Origin of the sequence: Yoonia sp., from assembly GCF_030731595.1 — a bacterium.
In the GTDB taxonomy this organism is placed as follows: domain Bacteria; phylum Pseudomonadota; class Alphaproteobacteria; order Rhodobacterales; family Rhodobacteraceae; genus Yoonia.
Genome location: NZ_JANQTS010000057.1, coordinates 14,616 through 29,398 on the forward strand (window position 1 = coordinate 14,616; position 14,783 = coordinate 29,398).

At 58.4% G+C, this 14,783-nt stretch carries 15 protein-coding genes; 10 read left to right on the forward strand and 5 right to left on the reverse strand.

Annotation, left to right across the window (positions count from 1 at the left end; genetic code table 11):
- The first annotated feature begins 69 nt into the window (after positions 1-69).
- The 9 genes from NWQ23_RS05765 to NWQ23_RS05805 all read left to right on the forward strand — a co-directional run bounded on the left by NWQ23_RS05765 (position 70) and on the right by NWQ23_RS05805 (position 9,235).
- On the forward strand, positions 70-1,059 hold the full coding sequence (locus NWQ23_RS05765; RefSeq protein ID WP_306165302.1) for an asparaginase: 990 nt from the start codon (positions 70-72) through the stop codon (positions 1,057-1,059).
- Between the two features lie 31 nt (positions 1,060-1,090).
- Positions 1,091-1,879: an exodeoxyribonuclease III gene (gene xth / locus NWQ23_RS05770; RefSeq protein ID WP_306165303.1), complete on the forward strand. Its 789-nt coding sequence runs from the start codon at positions 1,091-1,093 to the stop codon at positions 1,877-1,879.
- On the forward strand, positions 1,876-2,901 hold the full coding sequence (locus tag NWQ23_RS05775; protein WP_306165304.1) for a zinc-binding dehydrogenase: 1,026 nt from the start codon (positions 1,876-1,878) through the stop codon (positions 2,899-2,901). The genes xth and NWQ23_RS05775 overlap by 4 nt, the downstream gene beginning before the upstream one ends.
- Before the next feature lie 133 nt (positions 2,902-3,034).
- Positions 3,035-3,490, forward strand: a complete 456-nt coding sequence (gene rsfS / locus NWQ23_RS05780) for a ribosome silencing factor (RefSeq protein ID WP_306165305.1) — start codon at positions 3,035-3,037, stop codon at positions 3,488-3,490.
- A complete protein-coding gene (gene rlmH, locus NWQ23_RS05785) occupies positions 3,490-3,960 on the forward strand; it encodes a 23S rRNA (pseudouridine(1915)-N(3))-methyltransferase RlmH (RefSeq protein ID WP_306165306.1) in 471 nt (156 codons plus the stop codon). Before rsfS ends, rlmH begins: the two co-directional genes overlap by 1 nt.
- A 57-nt stretch (positions 3,961-4,017) precedes the next feature.
- Positions 4,018-5,532: a 2,3-bisphosphoglycerate-independent phosphoglycerate mutase gene (gene gpmI / locus NWQ23_RS05790; protein WP_306165307.1), complete on the forward strand. Its 1,515-nt coding sequence runs from the start codon at positions 4,018-4,020 to the stop codon at positions 5,530-5,532.
- Positions 5,529-6,602, forward strand: coding sequence for a murein hydrolase activator EnvC (locus NWQ23_RS05795; RefSeq protein ID WP_306165308.1), 1,074 nt, complete (start codon positions 5,529-5,531; stop codon positions 6,600-6,602). Before gpmI ends, NWQ23_RS05795 begins: the two co-directional genes overlap by 4 nt.
- Before the next feature lie 13 nt (positions 6,603-6,615).
- Entirely contained in the window at positions 6,616-7,959 is a 1,344-nt protein-coding gene (locus tag NWQ23_RS05800) for a S41 family peptidase (protein WP_306165309.1), read from the forward strand.
- A gap of 73 nt (positions 7,960-8,032) precedes the next feature.
- On the forward strand, positions 8,033-9,235 hold the full coding sequence (locus NWQ23_RS05805; protein WP_306165310.1) for a PLP-dependent aminotransferase family protein: 1,203 nt from the start codon (positions 8,033-8,035) through the stop codon (positions 9,233-9,235).
- Positions 9,236-9,541: 306 nt separating this feature from the next.
- On the opposite strand, the gene NWQ23_RS05810 is transcribed toward NWQ23_RS05805, so the two are convergent.
- The 5 genes from NWQ23_RS05810 to ilvD all read right to left on the reverse strand — a co-directional run bounded on the left by NWQ23_RS05810 (position 9,542) and on the right by ilvD (position 13,726).
- Positions 9,542-10,033 (reverse strand): fasciclin domain-containing protein, encoded by a 492-nt coding sequence (locus tag NWQ23_RS05810; protein ID WP_306165311.1) that lies wholly within the window; start codon positions 10,031-10,033, stop codon positions 9,542-9,544.
- Between the two features lie 130 nt (positions 10,034-10,163).
- Positions 10,164-10,529 carry a hypothetical protein gene (locus tag NWQ23_RS05815; protein WP_306165312.1) on the reverse strand — a complete coding sequence of 122 codons (366 nt, stop codon included), beginning with the start codon at positions 10,527-10,529 and terminating at the stop codon, positions 10,164-10,166.
- Positions 10,530-10,540: 11 nt separating this feature from the next.
- A complete protein-coding gene (locus NWQ23_RS05820; RefSeq protein WP_306165313.1) occupies positions 10,541-11,314 on the reverse strand; it encodes a DUF6478 family protein in 774 nt (257 codons plus the stop codon).
- A 65-nt stretch (positions 11,315-11,379) separates the two neighbouring features.
- Positions 11,380-11,913, reverse strand: coding sequence for a dihydroxy-acid dehydratase (locus NWQ23_RS05825; RefSeq protein ID WP_306165314.1), 534 nt, complete (start codon positions 11,911-11,913; stop codon positions 11,380-11,382).
- Between the two features lie 79 nt (positions 11,914-11,992).
- A complete protein-coding gene (ilvD, locus tag NWQ23_RS05830) occupies positions 11,993-13,726 on the reverse strand; it encodes a dihydroxy-acid dehydratase (RefSeq protein ID WP_306165315.1) in 1,734 nt (577 codons plus the stop codon).
- A gap of 109 nt (positions 13,727-13,835) precedes the next feature.
- Between ilvD and NWQ23_RS05835 the strand changes: the two genes are divergently transcribed.
- A complete protein-coding gene (locus NWQ23_RS05835) occupies positions 13,836-14,744 on the forward strand; it encodes a CPBP family intramembrane glutamic endopeptidase (RefSeq protein WP_306165316.1) in 909 nt (302 codons plus the stop codon).
- Positions 14,745-14,783: the final 39 nt, after the last annotated feature.

Below are 14,783 nucleotides of genomic sequence, written 5' to 3' on the forward strand. Positions count from 1 at the left end.
CGGGGAAAGCCCCCAAACGACAAAGGGGCGGCTGCAAGGCCGAGATATACAATCCAAAGAGGCAAAAAAATGGCGAAACCGGTAGATCTTGTTGAAGTTTGGCGCGGAGACCTTCTGGAATGCGTCCACCAAGGTCACGCAGTTGTGTGTGATGACACAGGCCAAATCATCCACGCATGGGGCGATCCGACGGCTCTGATCTATCCTCGATCATCATGCAAAATGATTCAGGCACTGCCATTGCTTGAAAGCGGGGCGGGGGCGCATCTGGTTGGTGAACAGCTTGCCCTGTGCTGCGCCTCGCACAAGGGGGCGGCCATTCACACCGATCGCATCGGTGCTTGGCTCAAGGATCTGGGCCTGAGCGATGATGACTTTCGCTGTGGCCCAGAGATGCCAAGAGATCAAGACGCGCGCTATAAAGTGATCCGTGCCTTTCAGGAACCCTGCCAGATTCACAACAATTGTTCGGGCAAGCACGCAGGTTTTTTAACGCTGACCAAACATCTGAAGGCCGGGCCGGATTATGAATTGATCGATCATCCGGTGCAGCAGGCCTGCAAAGCGGCATTTGAAGAGGTGACGCAGGAAACCAGCCCGATGTACGGCATTGATGGCTGTTCCGCGCCCAACCACGCCTGCACCCTGCACGGCCTTGCCCGCGCCATGGCTTTCTTTGCCAGCGCACAGGATCGGTCTGATACCCGCAGCACGGCGGCTGCCAAGCTTGTCGCGGCCATGGCCACCTTCCCCGAACTTGTCGCTGGCGAGACCGGCGCCTGTACCGATCTGATGCGCGCGATGAACCATAAGGTCGCGATCAAGACCGGCGCCGAGGGGGTCTTTATCGCGATCATCCCCGAAAAGCGGCTTGGTGTTGCCCTCAAGATTGTAGACGGGGCGACCCGCGCCAGCGAGGCCGCAATCAGCGCCATTCTCGTCAAGCTTGGTGTCTTGGACCCCAATCATCCTGCCGCTATCGCGCGGATGCGGCCACCAGTGACCAACCGGCGCGACATCGTAACAGGTCGGATACAGCCGTCCGCCGCTTTGCTATAGCCCCTCAAGCCTTTCAGAAAGTACCAGCCTTATGCCCTTCACCCTTGCCACATGGAACATCAACTCGATCCGCCTGCGCGAAGGCATCGTCGCAAAGCTGATGCAGGAAGAAGCCCCCGATGTGCTGTGCCTGCAAGAATGCAAAAGCCCAGTCGACAAAATCCCGTTGGAGCAGTTTCAGGCCCTTGGCTACACCCATATGGTTGCGCGCGGCCAAAAGGGCTATAACGGCGTTGCGATCTTTTCCAAGATCCCGATGGTCGAGGCAGGGGCCGAAGATTACGCGCAGCTTGGCCATGCCCGCCACATCGCAGCCAAGCTCGAAAACGGTGTAACGATCCACAACCACTATATCCCTGCGGGCGGTGATGTGGCGGACCGGACGGTGAACGACAAATTCGGCAATAAGCTCGATTATCTGACTGACATGCGCGACGCCTATCACGCGATGAAGCCCGAGAAATCCATCCTCGTTGGTGATCTGAATATCGCGCCGCGCGAAGATGACGTCTGGGACCACAAGAAACTGCTCAAGGTCGTCAGCCACACACCGATTGAAGTGGAGCATTTCGCCGAAGTTATGGATGCGGGTGCTTGGTCCGATGTCACCCGTAACGATATTCCCGACGGGCGGCTTTATAGTTGGTGGTCCTATCGCGCCAAAGAATGGGATGAGGCCGACAAAGGCCGCAGGCTCGATCACATCTGGGCCACGCCTGACATCAAGAACGCGGCCCATTCCAGCCGTATCTTGCGCGCGGCCCGTGGCTGGGAACAACCCAGCGACCACGCGCCAGTTTTTGCGACCTTCGATCTATGAGCATTCCAGAGACAATGCGCGCCTTGGTGCAACTGCACGACGGCTATTCCGGTACGCAAACGGGGCCAGAGATTGATGATCTGACGCCTTTTCTGGCCGATCAGACAGTCCCCGTGCCAACCCCCGGCAAAGGCCAAGCTCTGATCAAGGTTCATCTGGCGGCTGTGAACCCGTCCGATATCCACTTTATCAAGGGCGAGTATGGCCAACCCCGGATCAAAGGCAGCCCCGCCGGTTTCGAGGCGGTAGGCGAAGTTGTCGCGGGCGATACGCCCCTTTTGGGACAGCGCGTCAGCTTTTTTGCCAGTGCGTCAGGCGCTTGGGCGGAATATGCGATGACCGATGTTAGCGGGTTGGTGCCCTGCCGCCCTGAGTTAAACGAGGTGGATGCGGCAGGCCAGTTGGTAAACCCGCTCACCGCCATCGCGATGTTCGATCTGGTCAAGCAAAGCCGCGCTGACAGCTTTGTTCTGAACGCGGCGGGCTCGCAACTGGGCAAGCTCCTGATTGGACTTGGCAAAGACCACGGCGTGGCCCCGATTGCCGTTGTCAGACGGGCCGAGCAAGCGGCGGCGCTTCGGAAACTGGGTGCGGCGGAGGTAATCGTGAGTTCTGCTCCGGATGCTATGGAGGCAGCGCGTGCGATCTTCAAACTTCTGGAACCGCGGGTCATTCTTGATGCAGTCGGAGACCAGTTCACGGCTGATCTGTTCTTTGTTATGCCCAATCACGCGCAGTGGGTGAACTATGGCAAACTCTCGACCCAAGCGCCGAAGCTGACGCAACTGGGACAACTGATCTTTCAAAATAAGCGGATCGAGGGTTTTTGGTTGACGCGCTGGATCAAGCAGGTGGGCCCTGATCGCGTGCGCGAAGGCTTTGTGGAAATCCAAGAGAGGTTCGTCAGTGGCGCTTGGAAAACGGATGTTGCTGGCATAGTTCCCCTTTCCGAGGCGATGGAAAAACTGCCCGCGGCGCTGTCGGTGCCTGATGGCAAGGCCTTCATTGATCCACGACGATAGGGCGGTGTATTCTTGCCACGGCGGTGCAATGGCCCGCTTTCAGTGGTTGCAGACCCCGCGCGAATCCGCGAGACGGGCGCTTGCCTTCAAGCGAATTGTTGAAAAACACAGCAAGCGTTGCTAGTTTCAGGGTATGCCCCGCGCCGGGGTCATGACGGCGCTATTCAAGGAGGACAATGAACTGTCTTTTTTTACCGCGGCTGAAACATCAGCCAAAACCGGAGCAATCGCTATGAATGCTCTGCAAACTGCGACCAGCGAAACCCTTTTGGCGGCTGTTCTCAAATCTCTTGATGACGACAAAGGCGAAGACATCGTGCAGATCAATCTGCGCGGCAAATCCGAGATGGGCGACTATATGGTCATCGCATCCGGGCGCTCGACCCGTCAGGTCACCGCCATGGCTGAAAAGCTGGCTGACAAAATCAAGCAGGAATTCGGGGTCATCTGCAAGACCGAAGGCAAAGAGACCGGCGATTGGGTTTTGATCGATACGGGCGATGTCATCGTGCATATCTTCCGCCCCGAAGTGCGCGAATTCTATCAGCTTGAAAAGATGTGGCAGCCCGGGGTTGCGACCGCCAGCTGATGCGCGTCCAGATTTGCGCTGTGGGCCGCTTGCGCCAAGGCCCGGAGCGTGACCTATACGACGACTACCTTACCCGGTTCGACCGGACAGGGCGGGCCTTGGCCCTTGGACCTGCACAACTTATCGAAGTCGAAGACAAGAAAAACGGCGGCATGGCAGCCGAGGCTGTTTTGCTGCGCCGTGCGGTCCCGGATGGCGCATTGATCTGCACAATGGACGAACGCGGCAAGGTGATGAGCTCGCCTGACTTTGCCCAGCTTTTGGCCACATGGCGCGATCAGGGGCGGCAGGACGTCAGTTTCGTGATCGGTGGCGCGGATGGGATTGATCCCGATCTGCTGGCCTCCGCCGATGCCGCGCTGAGTTTCGGCAAGATGGTCTGGCCCCATATGCTGGTGCGCGTCATGCTGGCCGAACAGTTGTACCGCGCCGCGTCAATTCTTGCCGGTGGCCCCTATCATCGCGCTTAGCTATTCCGGCCCGCGCGAGGATGCGCTACACCTGCCCCAAAATAACAGGAGTTTGCGATGCCAACCCCAAAACCCGTCGTTCTGTGTATCCTAGATGGCTGGGGGCTACGTGATGAGGTCGCAGGGAACGCACCCAAACAGGCCCATACCCCCAATTTTGACGCCATCATGCAAGGACCCCATGCGCAGCTTCTGACCCATGGCCGTGATGCGGGACTGCCGGGTGGGCAGATGGGCAATTCCGAAGTCGGGCATACCAATATCGGCGCAGGCCGTGTTGTCGCGATGGACCTCGGTCAGATCGAACTGTCCATCGAGGACGGGTCGTTTTTTACCGCCGCTGCTTTGGTCGGGTTTATCGACAAGATGAAAACCAGCGGCGGTACGGCGCATTTGCTGGGTGTCGTGTCCGACGGTGGTGTGCACGGGCATCTTGACCACATGATTGCTGCCGCCAAGGCCATCACCGATGCAGGGGTGCCAGTGGCGATCCATGCGATCACCGATGGCCGTGATGTGGCCCCATCTTCCGCATTGGCATTTTTGGCAACGCTTGAGGCAGGTCTGCCAACAGGTGCTAGGATCGTTACGGTGATCGGGCGCTACTATGCGATGGACCGCGACAATCGCTGGGAAAGGGTCGAGACGGCCTATGACGCCATGATCAATGGCGAGGGTGCTCATGCCGACACGCCGGAGGCGGCGATTGAAGCCTCTTATGCGGATGGCAAGACTGACGAATTCATCCCCGCCACCGTGATTGGTGACTTTGCCGGTGTGGTGAAAGGCGACGGACTGTTTTGCCTCAACTTCCGTTCTGATCGCGCCCGCGAAATCCTTGCTGCCATCGCTGATCCTGAATTCGACGGGTTCGCGCGGCAGCAGCCCGACCTTGCAGCTCTCTTGGGCATGGTCACCTATTCTGACAGACATGACGCTTGGTTCGATACGGTTTTCCCCAAGCGCGATATCCAGAACACGCTGGGCGCATGGGTCGCAAAGCACGGGCTGCGCCAGTTCCGGCTGGCTGAAACCGAGAAATATCCCCATGTGACATTCTTCCTGAACGGGGGAATCGAGGTGCCGGAAAAGGGCGAAGACCGCTACATGGCTCCGTCGCCGAAGGTTGCGACCTATGACATGCAGCCCGAAATGTCGGCGGGTGAAGTGACAGAGCATTTCGTGAAGGCGATTGAAGACGGATATGACCTGATCGTCACCAATTACGCTAACCCTGATATGGTAGGCCACACCGGCGATCTGGCCGCAGGGATCAAAGCCTGCGAGTCCGTCGATCAAGGGTTGGGCGCAGTGCTGGCGGCCCTCAAGAAAGCGGGTGGTGCGATGATTGTTACGGCTGACCATGGCAACTGTGAAACGATGATTGATCCGGAAACCGGTGGGCCGCATACGGCACATACGTTGAACCCTGTGCCCGTTGCCTTGGTCGGTGGACCTGCGGGGGCGCAACTGCGTGACGGACGGCTAGCTGATCTGGCGCCGACGGTGCTGGACCTGATGGGCTTGGATTTGCCACCCGAAATGACAGGCCGGAGCTTGATCGTCACATGATCCGATTGGCGGCCCTTCTTGTTTTCCTTGGCCTGCCTGCAGTGGCGCAAGAGGCTGCGCAAGACGCGGCATTGCAAATACAAGCCGCACAGGAGCAACTGATCGCCGCCGAAAGCGCGCGCGACCGGATCGCAGCCCTGACGCAGACGGTGCAAGCCTATGAAGCAGGACTTGCTGCCATGCGTGAAGGGCAGCGCGATATCGCATTGCAAGAAGCGATCCTGACTGACGAATTGCTGTTGCGGCGCGAGGCGCTGTCACAACTGCTTGGCGTTCTGTCCGCGATCAGCACGACACCGCAACCGGTCCTGCGCGCTGGGCCGCAAGGCCCGTTGAACAGCGCACGTGCCGGGATGTTGGTGGCGGATGTGACGCCCGGGCTCAGGGCAGAGGTGGCCGAAGTGACAAAGCTCTTGGATGAAACCCGCGCGTTAAGGGCGGCACAAGAAGCTGCGGCGCAAACGCTCGCCGATGGTTTGCAGGGCGCACAGACGGCGCGCGCCGCCTTGGGGCAAGCGGTTTCCGAACGGACCGATCTGCCGGCCCGCTTCGAGGATGATCCGGTGCAGACCGCTTTGCTCGTGGCAAGCGCGCAAACGCTGGACACTTTTGCGGCGCAGGTTGCTGCGACCCGCCCCGAGGAAACAACGGTCCTCACCCCCCAAGGCAATCTGCCCTTGCCGGTCGAAGGGGTGGTGTTGCCGGATGACGGCAGTGGCCGCGAGGGCGTGCGTATTGGTGCGGCACCGCGCGCCCTGGTGACGACGCCAGTGCCCGCAACGATTCTCTTTGAAGGGCCGCTTTTGGATTATGGAACCGTGGTGATCCTTGAACCTGCCGCGGACGTTCTATTTGTTATGGCAGGCTTTGCAGAAGTGTTCGGGACGGCTGGGCAAGTCTTGCCTGCAGGGGCTCCGATCGGGCTTTTGGGAGCGGTACAAGGATATGATGACGGTATTTTGACTGAAAATGCAGGGTTTGAGACGGGACAACCCGTGCAGGCCCTTTATCTTGAGGTCAGACAGGGGCAGAGTTCTGTCAACCCCGATGCGTGGTTTGCGCTCGAGTAGGTAAGGAAACGCGATGAAAAAGATAATGTTGGCTGCAGCAGGTGGTGCCGTTCTTGGATTGGTGGCGACGACGCAATTGGCCGGCCCTCTTCTGGCGCAAGAATCAAGATCCAGCACCAGCGTTTACGAGCAACTGGACCTTTTTGGAGATATATTCGAGCGGATCCGCTCGAACTATGTCGAAGAGGTGGATGACCGCGAGTTGATCGAGGCCGCCATTAACGGCATGCTCACATCGCTTGATCCGCACTCCAGCTATTTGTCGCCAGAGGCTGCGCAACGGATGCGCGTCAGCACATCGGGTGAATTTGGCGGTCTCGGTATCGAGGTGACTCAGGAAGAGGGCTGGGTCAAAGTTGTCTCGCCGATGGATGGCACCCCCGCAGATGCAGCCGGAATCCTATCGGGTGACTTTATCACTGCCGTTGATGGTGACAGCGTCCTTGGCCTGACTTTGGACGAGGCCGTGCAGATGATGCGCGGCCCCGTGGGTGCTGAAATCATCGTTACCATCGTGCGCGAGGGCGAGCCGGAACCCTTTGATGTCTCGATTATCCGCGACACGATCAAGCTGACAGCCGTGCGCAGTCGGACCGAGGGCAATGCTGTCGTCCTGCGGGTGACCACATTTAACGAACAGACCTTCCCGAACCTGCGTGACGGTCTGGCCGAGCAGATCGAAGCAGCTGGTGGCATCGAAAATATCGACGGGGTCGTTCTGGACCTTCGCAATAATCCGGGCGGGCTGTTGAATCAGGCCGTCTATGTGTCGGATGCCTTCCTTGATGCGGGCGAGATTGTTTCGACGCGGGGCCGCGAACCCTCTGACGGTGATCGCTTTAACGCAACACCCGGTGATCTGGCCGAAGGTAAGCCTGTTGTTGTCTTGATCAATGGCGGCTCTGCATCTGCATCTGAAATCGTGGCAGGGGCGTTGCAGGACCACCGCCGCGCGATTGTGATCGGTACGAACTCCTTTGGGAAAGGGTCTGTTCAGACGGTTGTGCCGCTCAGCCAAGACGGGGCCATGCGCCTGACAACGGCACGGTACTACACGCCATCGGGTCGTTCGATCCAGTCACTGGGCATCTCACCTGACATTATCGTCGAACAGCCGCGCCCGCGTGTGGATGACACAGTCGATAGCGAAGAGACACAGCAGCGCACCGAAGCAGGTCTGCGCGGTGCCCTGTCGAACGACAGCCTGACCGAGGATGAAATCCGCCAGATCGAGGAAGATCGCGCGCGCGCCGAGGCAGCAGCGGCCTTGCGCGAGGATGACTATCAGCTGGCCTATGCCATTGATATCCTCAAGGGGCTGAATGCGCTTGGGCCTACCCGTCTGACGGACAACTAAGTCAGCAATATTGACTTAAGTGGAATTTCCGCCAATCTGCCCCTGACCGAGATGTGGTCGGGGGGAGAGAATCATGGACTGGACGCAGGTTTTCGCGACACGGATCGCGCGCATGAAAGCATCCGAAATCCGCGAGTTGCTGAAACTGCTGGATCAGCCGGATATTATTTCCTTTGCGGGTGGCATCCCTGATCCCAAGCTTTTTCCTGCAGCCGCGTTTCAGGATGCGTTTGCCGGCATTTTCAGTGGCAGCAGCCAGAACGAAGCCTTGCAGTATTCCGTCAGCGAAGGTTATGCGCCCCTGCGCCGCTGGATCGCGGGCGAGATGGGTAAACTGGGTATTCCCTGCGACATCGACAATATCCTGATCACCTCGGGTTCGCAGCAAGGTCTGGATTATCTGGGCAAACTCTTCCTGTCGCCCGGTGACACCGCCCTTGTCGGATGGCCTACCTATCTGGGCGCATTGGGCGCCTTCAACGCCTATGAGCCTCAGTATGACCGTCTCCAACCGGGTGGGAACCGCAGTGCGGCGGATTATGCTGAAACCGCTGCGGCCAAGGGCGGCGCCGTGAAATTCGCCTATATGTCGGTCGATTTTGCCAACCCAACGGGCGAGACGATTGATCGGGCGGGGCGCGATGCTGTCTTGGCCCTTGCAGACGAGATGAATATCGCCGTGATTGAAGATGCCGCCTATCAGTCACTTCGCTACGATGGCGAGGCGATCCCGCCGATTCTGGCGCTTGAGATCGCGCAGAAGGGCAGCATTGAAGCCTGCCGGACAATCTATTGCGGCAGTTTTTCCAAGACGCTGGCACCGGGCTTGCGGGTCGGCTGGGTTGTCGCCGCAAAACCTGTCATCAGCCAGCTTGTCTTGATGAAACAGGCCGCCGATCTGCATTCGTCGACCATCAACCAGATGGCGATTGCGCGGGTGGCCGAAACGATCTTTGACGATCACGTGGCCAAACTGCGGACTGTCTATCGGTCGCGCCGCGATCATATGCTGGCGCAACTCGCCCTGCACATGCCTGAAGGTGTCACATGGACAAAGCCGGAGGGTGGGATGTTCATCTGGATCACCCTGCCGCGCGGTATGGACGGAGCCGACTTGCTGGCGAAATCGCTGAAAACCCAGCGAGTGGCCTTTGTGCCGGGGCGCGCCTTTCATGCGGACAGCTCAGGCGGTAACACGATCCGGCTGAGTTTTTCTCTGGCCGATGAAGCGACAATTGAGGCGGGGATCGCGAGGTTGGGCGCGCTGCTGCGGTAAGTGGTTTTGCGGAGGTGTCGGAAAGTTGCTCTTCGAAACAGAGGCCCAGCAAGGGAAACCTTTGATTTGGTGCCGGTTTGCTTTGTGATGCAGTTGTTGACGCCGCGATAACTTCTCGACAAGTGCGCGTCGCAACAAAACGAAACATTCGGGCTAGGCGGGTACCTGACCTCTCGCCAAGGCAAAACCGGACGTGCACTGTACAAAAACCCTGCCGCTTTTCAGCGACAGGGCCTTGCTTGCCCTCTTGGAGCAAAACCTACCACTTTCGGGGGCGAATGTGCGGTAGGGATGGTTAGGTTTCTTTTATGGCAGCAAGACGCTGTCGATCACGTGGATCACGCCGTTTGATGCGATGATGTCCGCTGTCGTCACGTTTGCATCTTCGACTTTCACGCCGTTGCGACCGTCGATGTGGACGTTTGCACCGTTGACGGTGGCCACACTCAGACGCTGACCGGCGAGTTGGTCAGAGGTCACCGCACCGGGCACCACATGGTAGGTCAGGATCGCGACAAGCTGGTCCTTGTTCTCTGGCAACAGCAGGCTGTCGACGGTCCCTGCGGGCAGAGCTGCGAAGGCTGCATCTGTCGGCGCGAAGACGGTGAACGGGCCGGGGCCTTTGAGTGTGTCAACGAGGCCTGCAGCCGTAACAGCGGCAACGAGCGTGTTGAAGCTGCCGTTGGATGCGGCGATATCGACGATATCTGGCTCGCTCTCCATCATGGGGGCGCAAGCGGCCATAGCAGCAAGGCCAGCGGCGAGAAGTGTGGATTTCAATACAAAGCGACGGTTCATTGGGTGTCCTTTCATGTCCCTGTTAACGCTTCTGTTACGGGTCAAAAGGCGGGTTGGTTGTCGTTCTGACAATGAGTTTATGGGCTGTATTATTGTGATCCAACATGCCGCATGTGACGTACTGCCGCGTCTACTTTTCGTCGCAGTGCCTGCGAAAAGCCTTCTTGAGGAGGTCGAGTTCATGCCGCAAGAGCGCAATTTCGGCGCGCAAGTCGTCGGCAAGCGGTTCGCCCGCAATCAGTGAAAGCGTGCCGATCGTTGCACGGCTGCCGTCATGCATCACGAATGTCTGCACACCATCGCTGATCAAATCTGCGGGGATCGGCACACGGATGCGCCAGAGGCTGCGCGCAGCGTCAAAGGTTGTTGTGAGCCCCTCCAGAGGCGCATCACGGTGCGTGACCTGAACACTAGGCTGCGCGTCCTGCGGCCCCGCAAGCTCGCCTTCCCAGACTCCGGCTTTCAATTGCGCATTCACGAGTAGATTGCTGCTCATCTGGTTCGTCCTCAAATCTCTGCCCGCGGATAGCGGCACAGGGTCAGGTCCCGGAAACTGATCTTGTTCATGGCCGGCTGCTCGATCATGAGGTCAACCCACATGCGCTCGACCCGCTGCTGGTTCAAACCGCTATAGGCCAGATCGAACTCCACCATGGTTTCGGTCGTCGCATCGGGCAGGGTCAGCAGTACCTGCTCTGTGTTCGGCCCGTTCTTGACGTTCAGGCGGGCGTAAATTGTGGTTGGCCGCTCGCGTTCGATGATGGCCGCAAGTCGGATAAGATGGTTCTTCTTGAGATTCTCGCATGATTCAGGCGGGACTTCGACGACCAAAGACAGATAGCTTCCATCAAAATGGAATACTTCGAGGTCAACTCTATATGGAGAAAGATCAATCTCGCGCATATTACGCTCTTGACGCAAGATGATCTCTGCCTCTTTGCAATCATGAAAGATCACCAGTTCATTGCTCAATTCCATTTTCGCAAGGGCAGGTGCGATGCCGCGTATAGCGACCGGGCCACGCCAAGCTTTCGGACGCCAGTGCCAGTCTGAACCGGGAGGGCGGGGGAACGTCGTCGCACCAAGAGGCGGCAGGGCAAGCCTGCCTTCAGCTTCAAGGTGGAAACTGTCGACCTGACGGATCAGTTTTTTCGCAATCTCATTGTATCGAGACAGGGTCGCAAGATCGGTTTTTGACGCCGCCCGCGCAGCCTTGCGCCATCGCAAGATGTTGCGGCGATGAAAAAACCGTCCAAGACGGGTGTTCGGCGAAAACAGCATAGGCGCTCTATATCCTTGGTCTGGCCACTGCAACTGTGCCAAAGCCGACGCGAAATGAAAACCGATCAGGCGTCTGATGCTGTTTGCGGTGTGTCCGGGGTCACGGATTTGACCCCCGCAAGCATCAATTTCAACAAACCCGCCCCTGGCCCGTCCCGCAGCGGTGCTGTTGCAAGACCGCGGACCGCGATTGTCACCAACCGTCCGTTGATATCCGCAAAGGCGCGCCACTCTTCGTCCTGCAAGCCTGCGATCGGCGGCGTGCCCTGATCTTCGAAATGTACCATGACTTGATTGTTGAAAGCTTGTGTCGAGAGAATTGTCACCTTTGCCGCATCACCTTCGCTGCTTAGCAAACTTGCGCCTGCATCCGTGATCAGAAAATCCCGAAGCGCCAGTTCATCTTGGGCGACCGCGCCACTTTCTGCCGGTCCAACCTGCAATGTGACAAGGCCCAGCACGTCAGGCGCTGGCGTGCCTTCACCCAAAGATGCGCAAGGCGCGAGAACCGCGAAATCGCTGTTCAACTGGCTCGCAATGTCGTCGATACAATAACCGCTGGGCGCTGTCGCGATGATCTGCCCATCTGCAAGAGACACGGACTTTGCCGGTGTTCCAGGGCTGCAAGCACTTATCGCCAGCAGCCCCAACACACCGAGGCGTGGACTGAGCATCCGGTCAGAGGTCCATGTAGATGTGTTTCTCATGCTTCGCACCGGGATGCGTGACTGCGCCCAGCCGTGCGCCACCGACCAACTGTGCGTATTTCCACAAGGCGCCAGAGGCATAAATCGTGTCCTTGGGGCCTTTCCAGTTGGCCTTGCGCGTTGCAAGTTCCGCATCAGTCAGATCGACCGTCAACGCGCCTGTGATCGCGTTGATCGTGATCATGTCCCCGTTTTCGAGCAATCCAATGGGTCCACCATGTGCCGCCTCTGGCCCAACGTGACCGACGCAGAAACCGCGAGTTGCACCCGAAAAGCGGCCGTCCGTGATCAGCGCGACCTTTTTGCCCATACCCTGACCGGAGAGTGCGGCGGTCGTTGCCAACATCTCGCGCATTCCCGGGCCACCGGAAGGGCCTTCGTTGCGGATTACAAGCACTTCGCCCTCTTGGTACTGGCGCGCCTTGACGGCTTCAAAGGCATCTTCTTCGCTTTCGAAAACACGCGCAGGGCCGGTAAAGACCTGCTCATCTGCGGCCATGCCTGCGACCTTTACGATCGCACCCTCGGGGGCAAGGTTGCCTTGCAGACCGACCACGCCACCTGTTGGGGTGATGGGCGTTTCGACAGGATAGATCACTTTGCCATCCGCCTCGCCTTTGATCATGTCGAGCTCTTCACCGATGCTGCGACCCGAGGCAGTCATGCAGTCTTCGTGGATCAGGCCTGCCTTGCGCAGTTCCTTGAGCACGACCGGCACGCCGCCCGCCTCATAGAGGTCTTTGGCCACATAGTCGCCACCGGGCTTGAGGTTCACAAAGTAAGGTGTGTCGCGGAAAATTTCGCAGACATCCATCAGGTCAAAATCAATTCCCGCCTCATGCGCAATTGCTGGCAGGTGCAGACCGGCATTGGTGGACCCGCCTGTACAGGCCACAACGCGGGCTGCGTTTTCCAGCGACTTGCGTGTCACGATATCGCGGGCACGGATGTTCTTTTCGATCAATTCCATCACAGCCTCGCCAGAGGCGACGCCGTAGTGGTCGCGGCTCTCGTAGGGCGCAGGGGCACCGGAAGAGTTCATCAGGGCAAGGCCGATCGCCTCTGATACACAGGCCATCGTGTTGGCGGTAAACTGGCCACCACAGGCACCAGCCGAAGGACAGGCGACGCGCTCAAGGATTTCGAGTTCCGCGTCGGTCATATTGCCTGCCTGGTGTTTGCCGACAGCCTCAAAGACGTCCTGAACGGTCACGTCTTTGCCATTCAGGCGACCGGGCAGGATCGAACCACCATAGATAAATACAGACGGCACGTTCAGCCGCACCATCGCCATCATCATGCCCGGCAGAGATTTATCGCAGCCAGCAAGACCGACGAGCGCGTCATAGCAGTGGCCGCGCATCGTAAGCTCAACAGTGTCGGCGATCGCGTCACGCGATGCCAGTGAAGACCGCATGCCTTCGTGGCCCATGGCAATCCCGTCCGTGACCGTGATTGTCGTGAATTCACGCGGTGTGCCATAGCCCTTTTTGACGCCCAGCTTCACAGCTTGTGCCTGACGATTCAAAGAGATGTTGCAAGGGGCCGCTTCGTTCCAGCATGTTGCGACACCGACCCAAGGCTGCTTGATCGCTTCCTCATCCAGACCCATGGCGTAAAAGTAGGACCGGTGTGGCGCGCGTGCGGGCCCTTCGGTGACATGGCGGCTGGGCAGGTGTGTCTTGTCGACCTGGTCTCTTGGCATCTTCATTCTCCTCCGGAAATGGTTGAAATCGGTCTAAATACTGCACTGGCCCTGCGCAAGCCCGGAACATGCGGTTGCAGCCAAGATATCAGCCAGATTAGTGTCGCGCATGACAGACCCTTACGCTCCGCACGCAGAGTTTATTCGGCCCGCTTGGCAAACGCCCGAGATTTGGCGCGTTTTGGTCATGGTTGTGTCATTCGAAGTGGTATTTGCTCTTTCGCCCTTCGTCTTCGCAGCCTTTTTGCCCACCGAGACTGCTGTCGACGCTTTCTATGAAGGCACGTCCGCTTTCGGGACTTTGGCGCAGTTCTTTTCCTTTGGTGTCTCTGCGATAGGTTTTCTGGTCTTGCTGCGGTTGCTGCACCGGCGCGGGTTTTGGTCGCTGGTTGGCCCTGCATCCGAGGCAAAGCGCGATCTCATTCGGGTCGCTTGGGCTGTTGCAGTCTGGCTCCTAATACTGGAGTTTCTTCCACCCTGGATCAACACGGCCGATCTGGCCGAAGTGCGCGATTTTGCGGCTTGGGTCGTCTTGGTGCCGATTGCGATCCTTGCGCTGCTGATCCAGGTGGGCACCGAGGAGATTATCTTTCGCGGCTACTTGCAACAGCAGTTTGCCTGTATCTCGCGCAGCCGGTGGGCGTGGATGTTTGTGCCGTCTGCGATGTTTGGCGCATTGCACTTCTGGAACGGGAACGGCGCAGCGGACGGGACAATTTGGGCACTCTGGGCCACAGCGTTGGGGATCGCCTGCGCGGATCTGACAGCGCGGTCGGGAAATCTGGGCGCCGCGATTGGTTTGCATCTGGCCAATAACGCCTTTGCACTGCTTGTCGTTGGTGTGCAGGGTTGGCCGTCTTCGGGTGTGGCGTTGTTTCTTTACCCCTATGAGGATCCGGAACTTTACAGCTTAGGCATCGCGGCCTTGTGGAGCCCGTGGGTGGTTTTTCAGCTTTTGACGATGATACTTTCCGTCGCAATCATGTGGCTTGCAGCGCGCATTGCTATTCAGCGCTGATTGCATTCTGTGCCGCTCCATCATATCTCATCAGGCGCA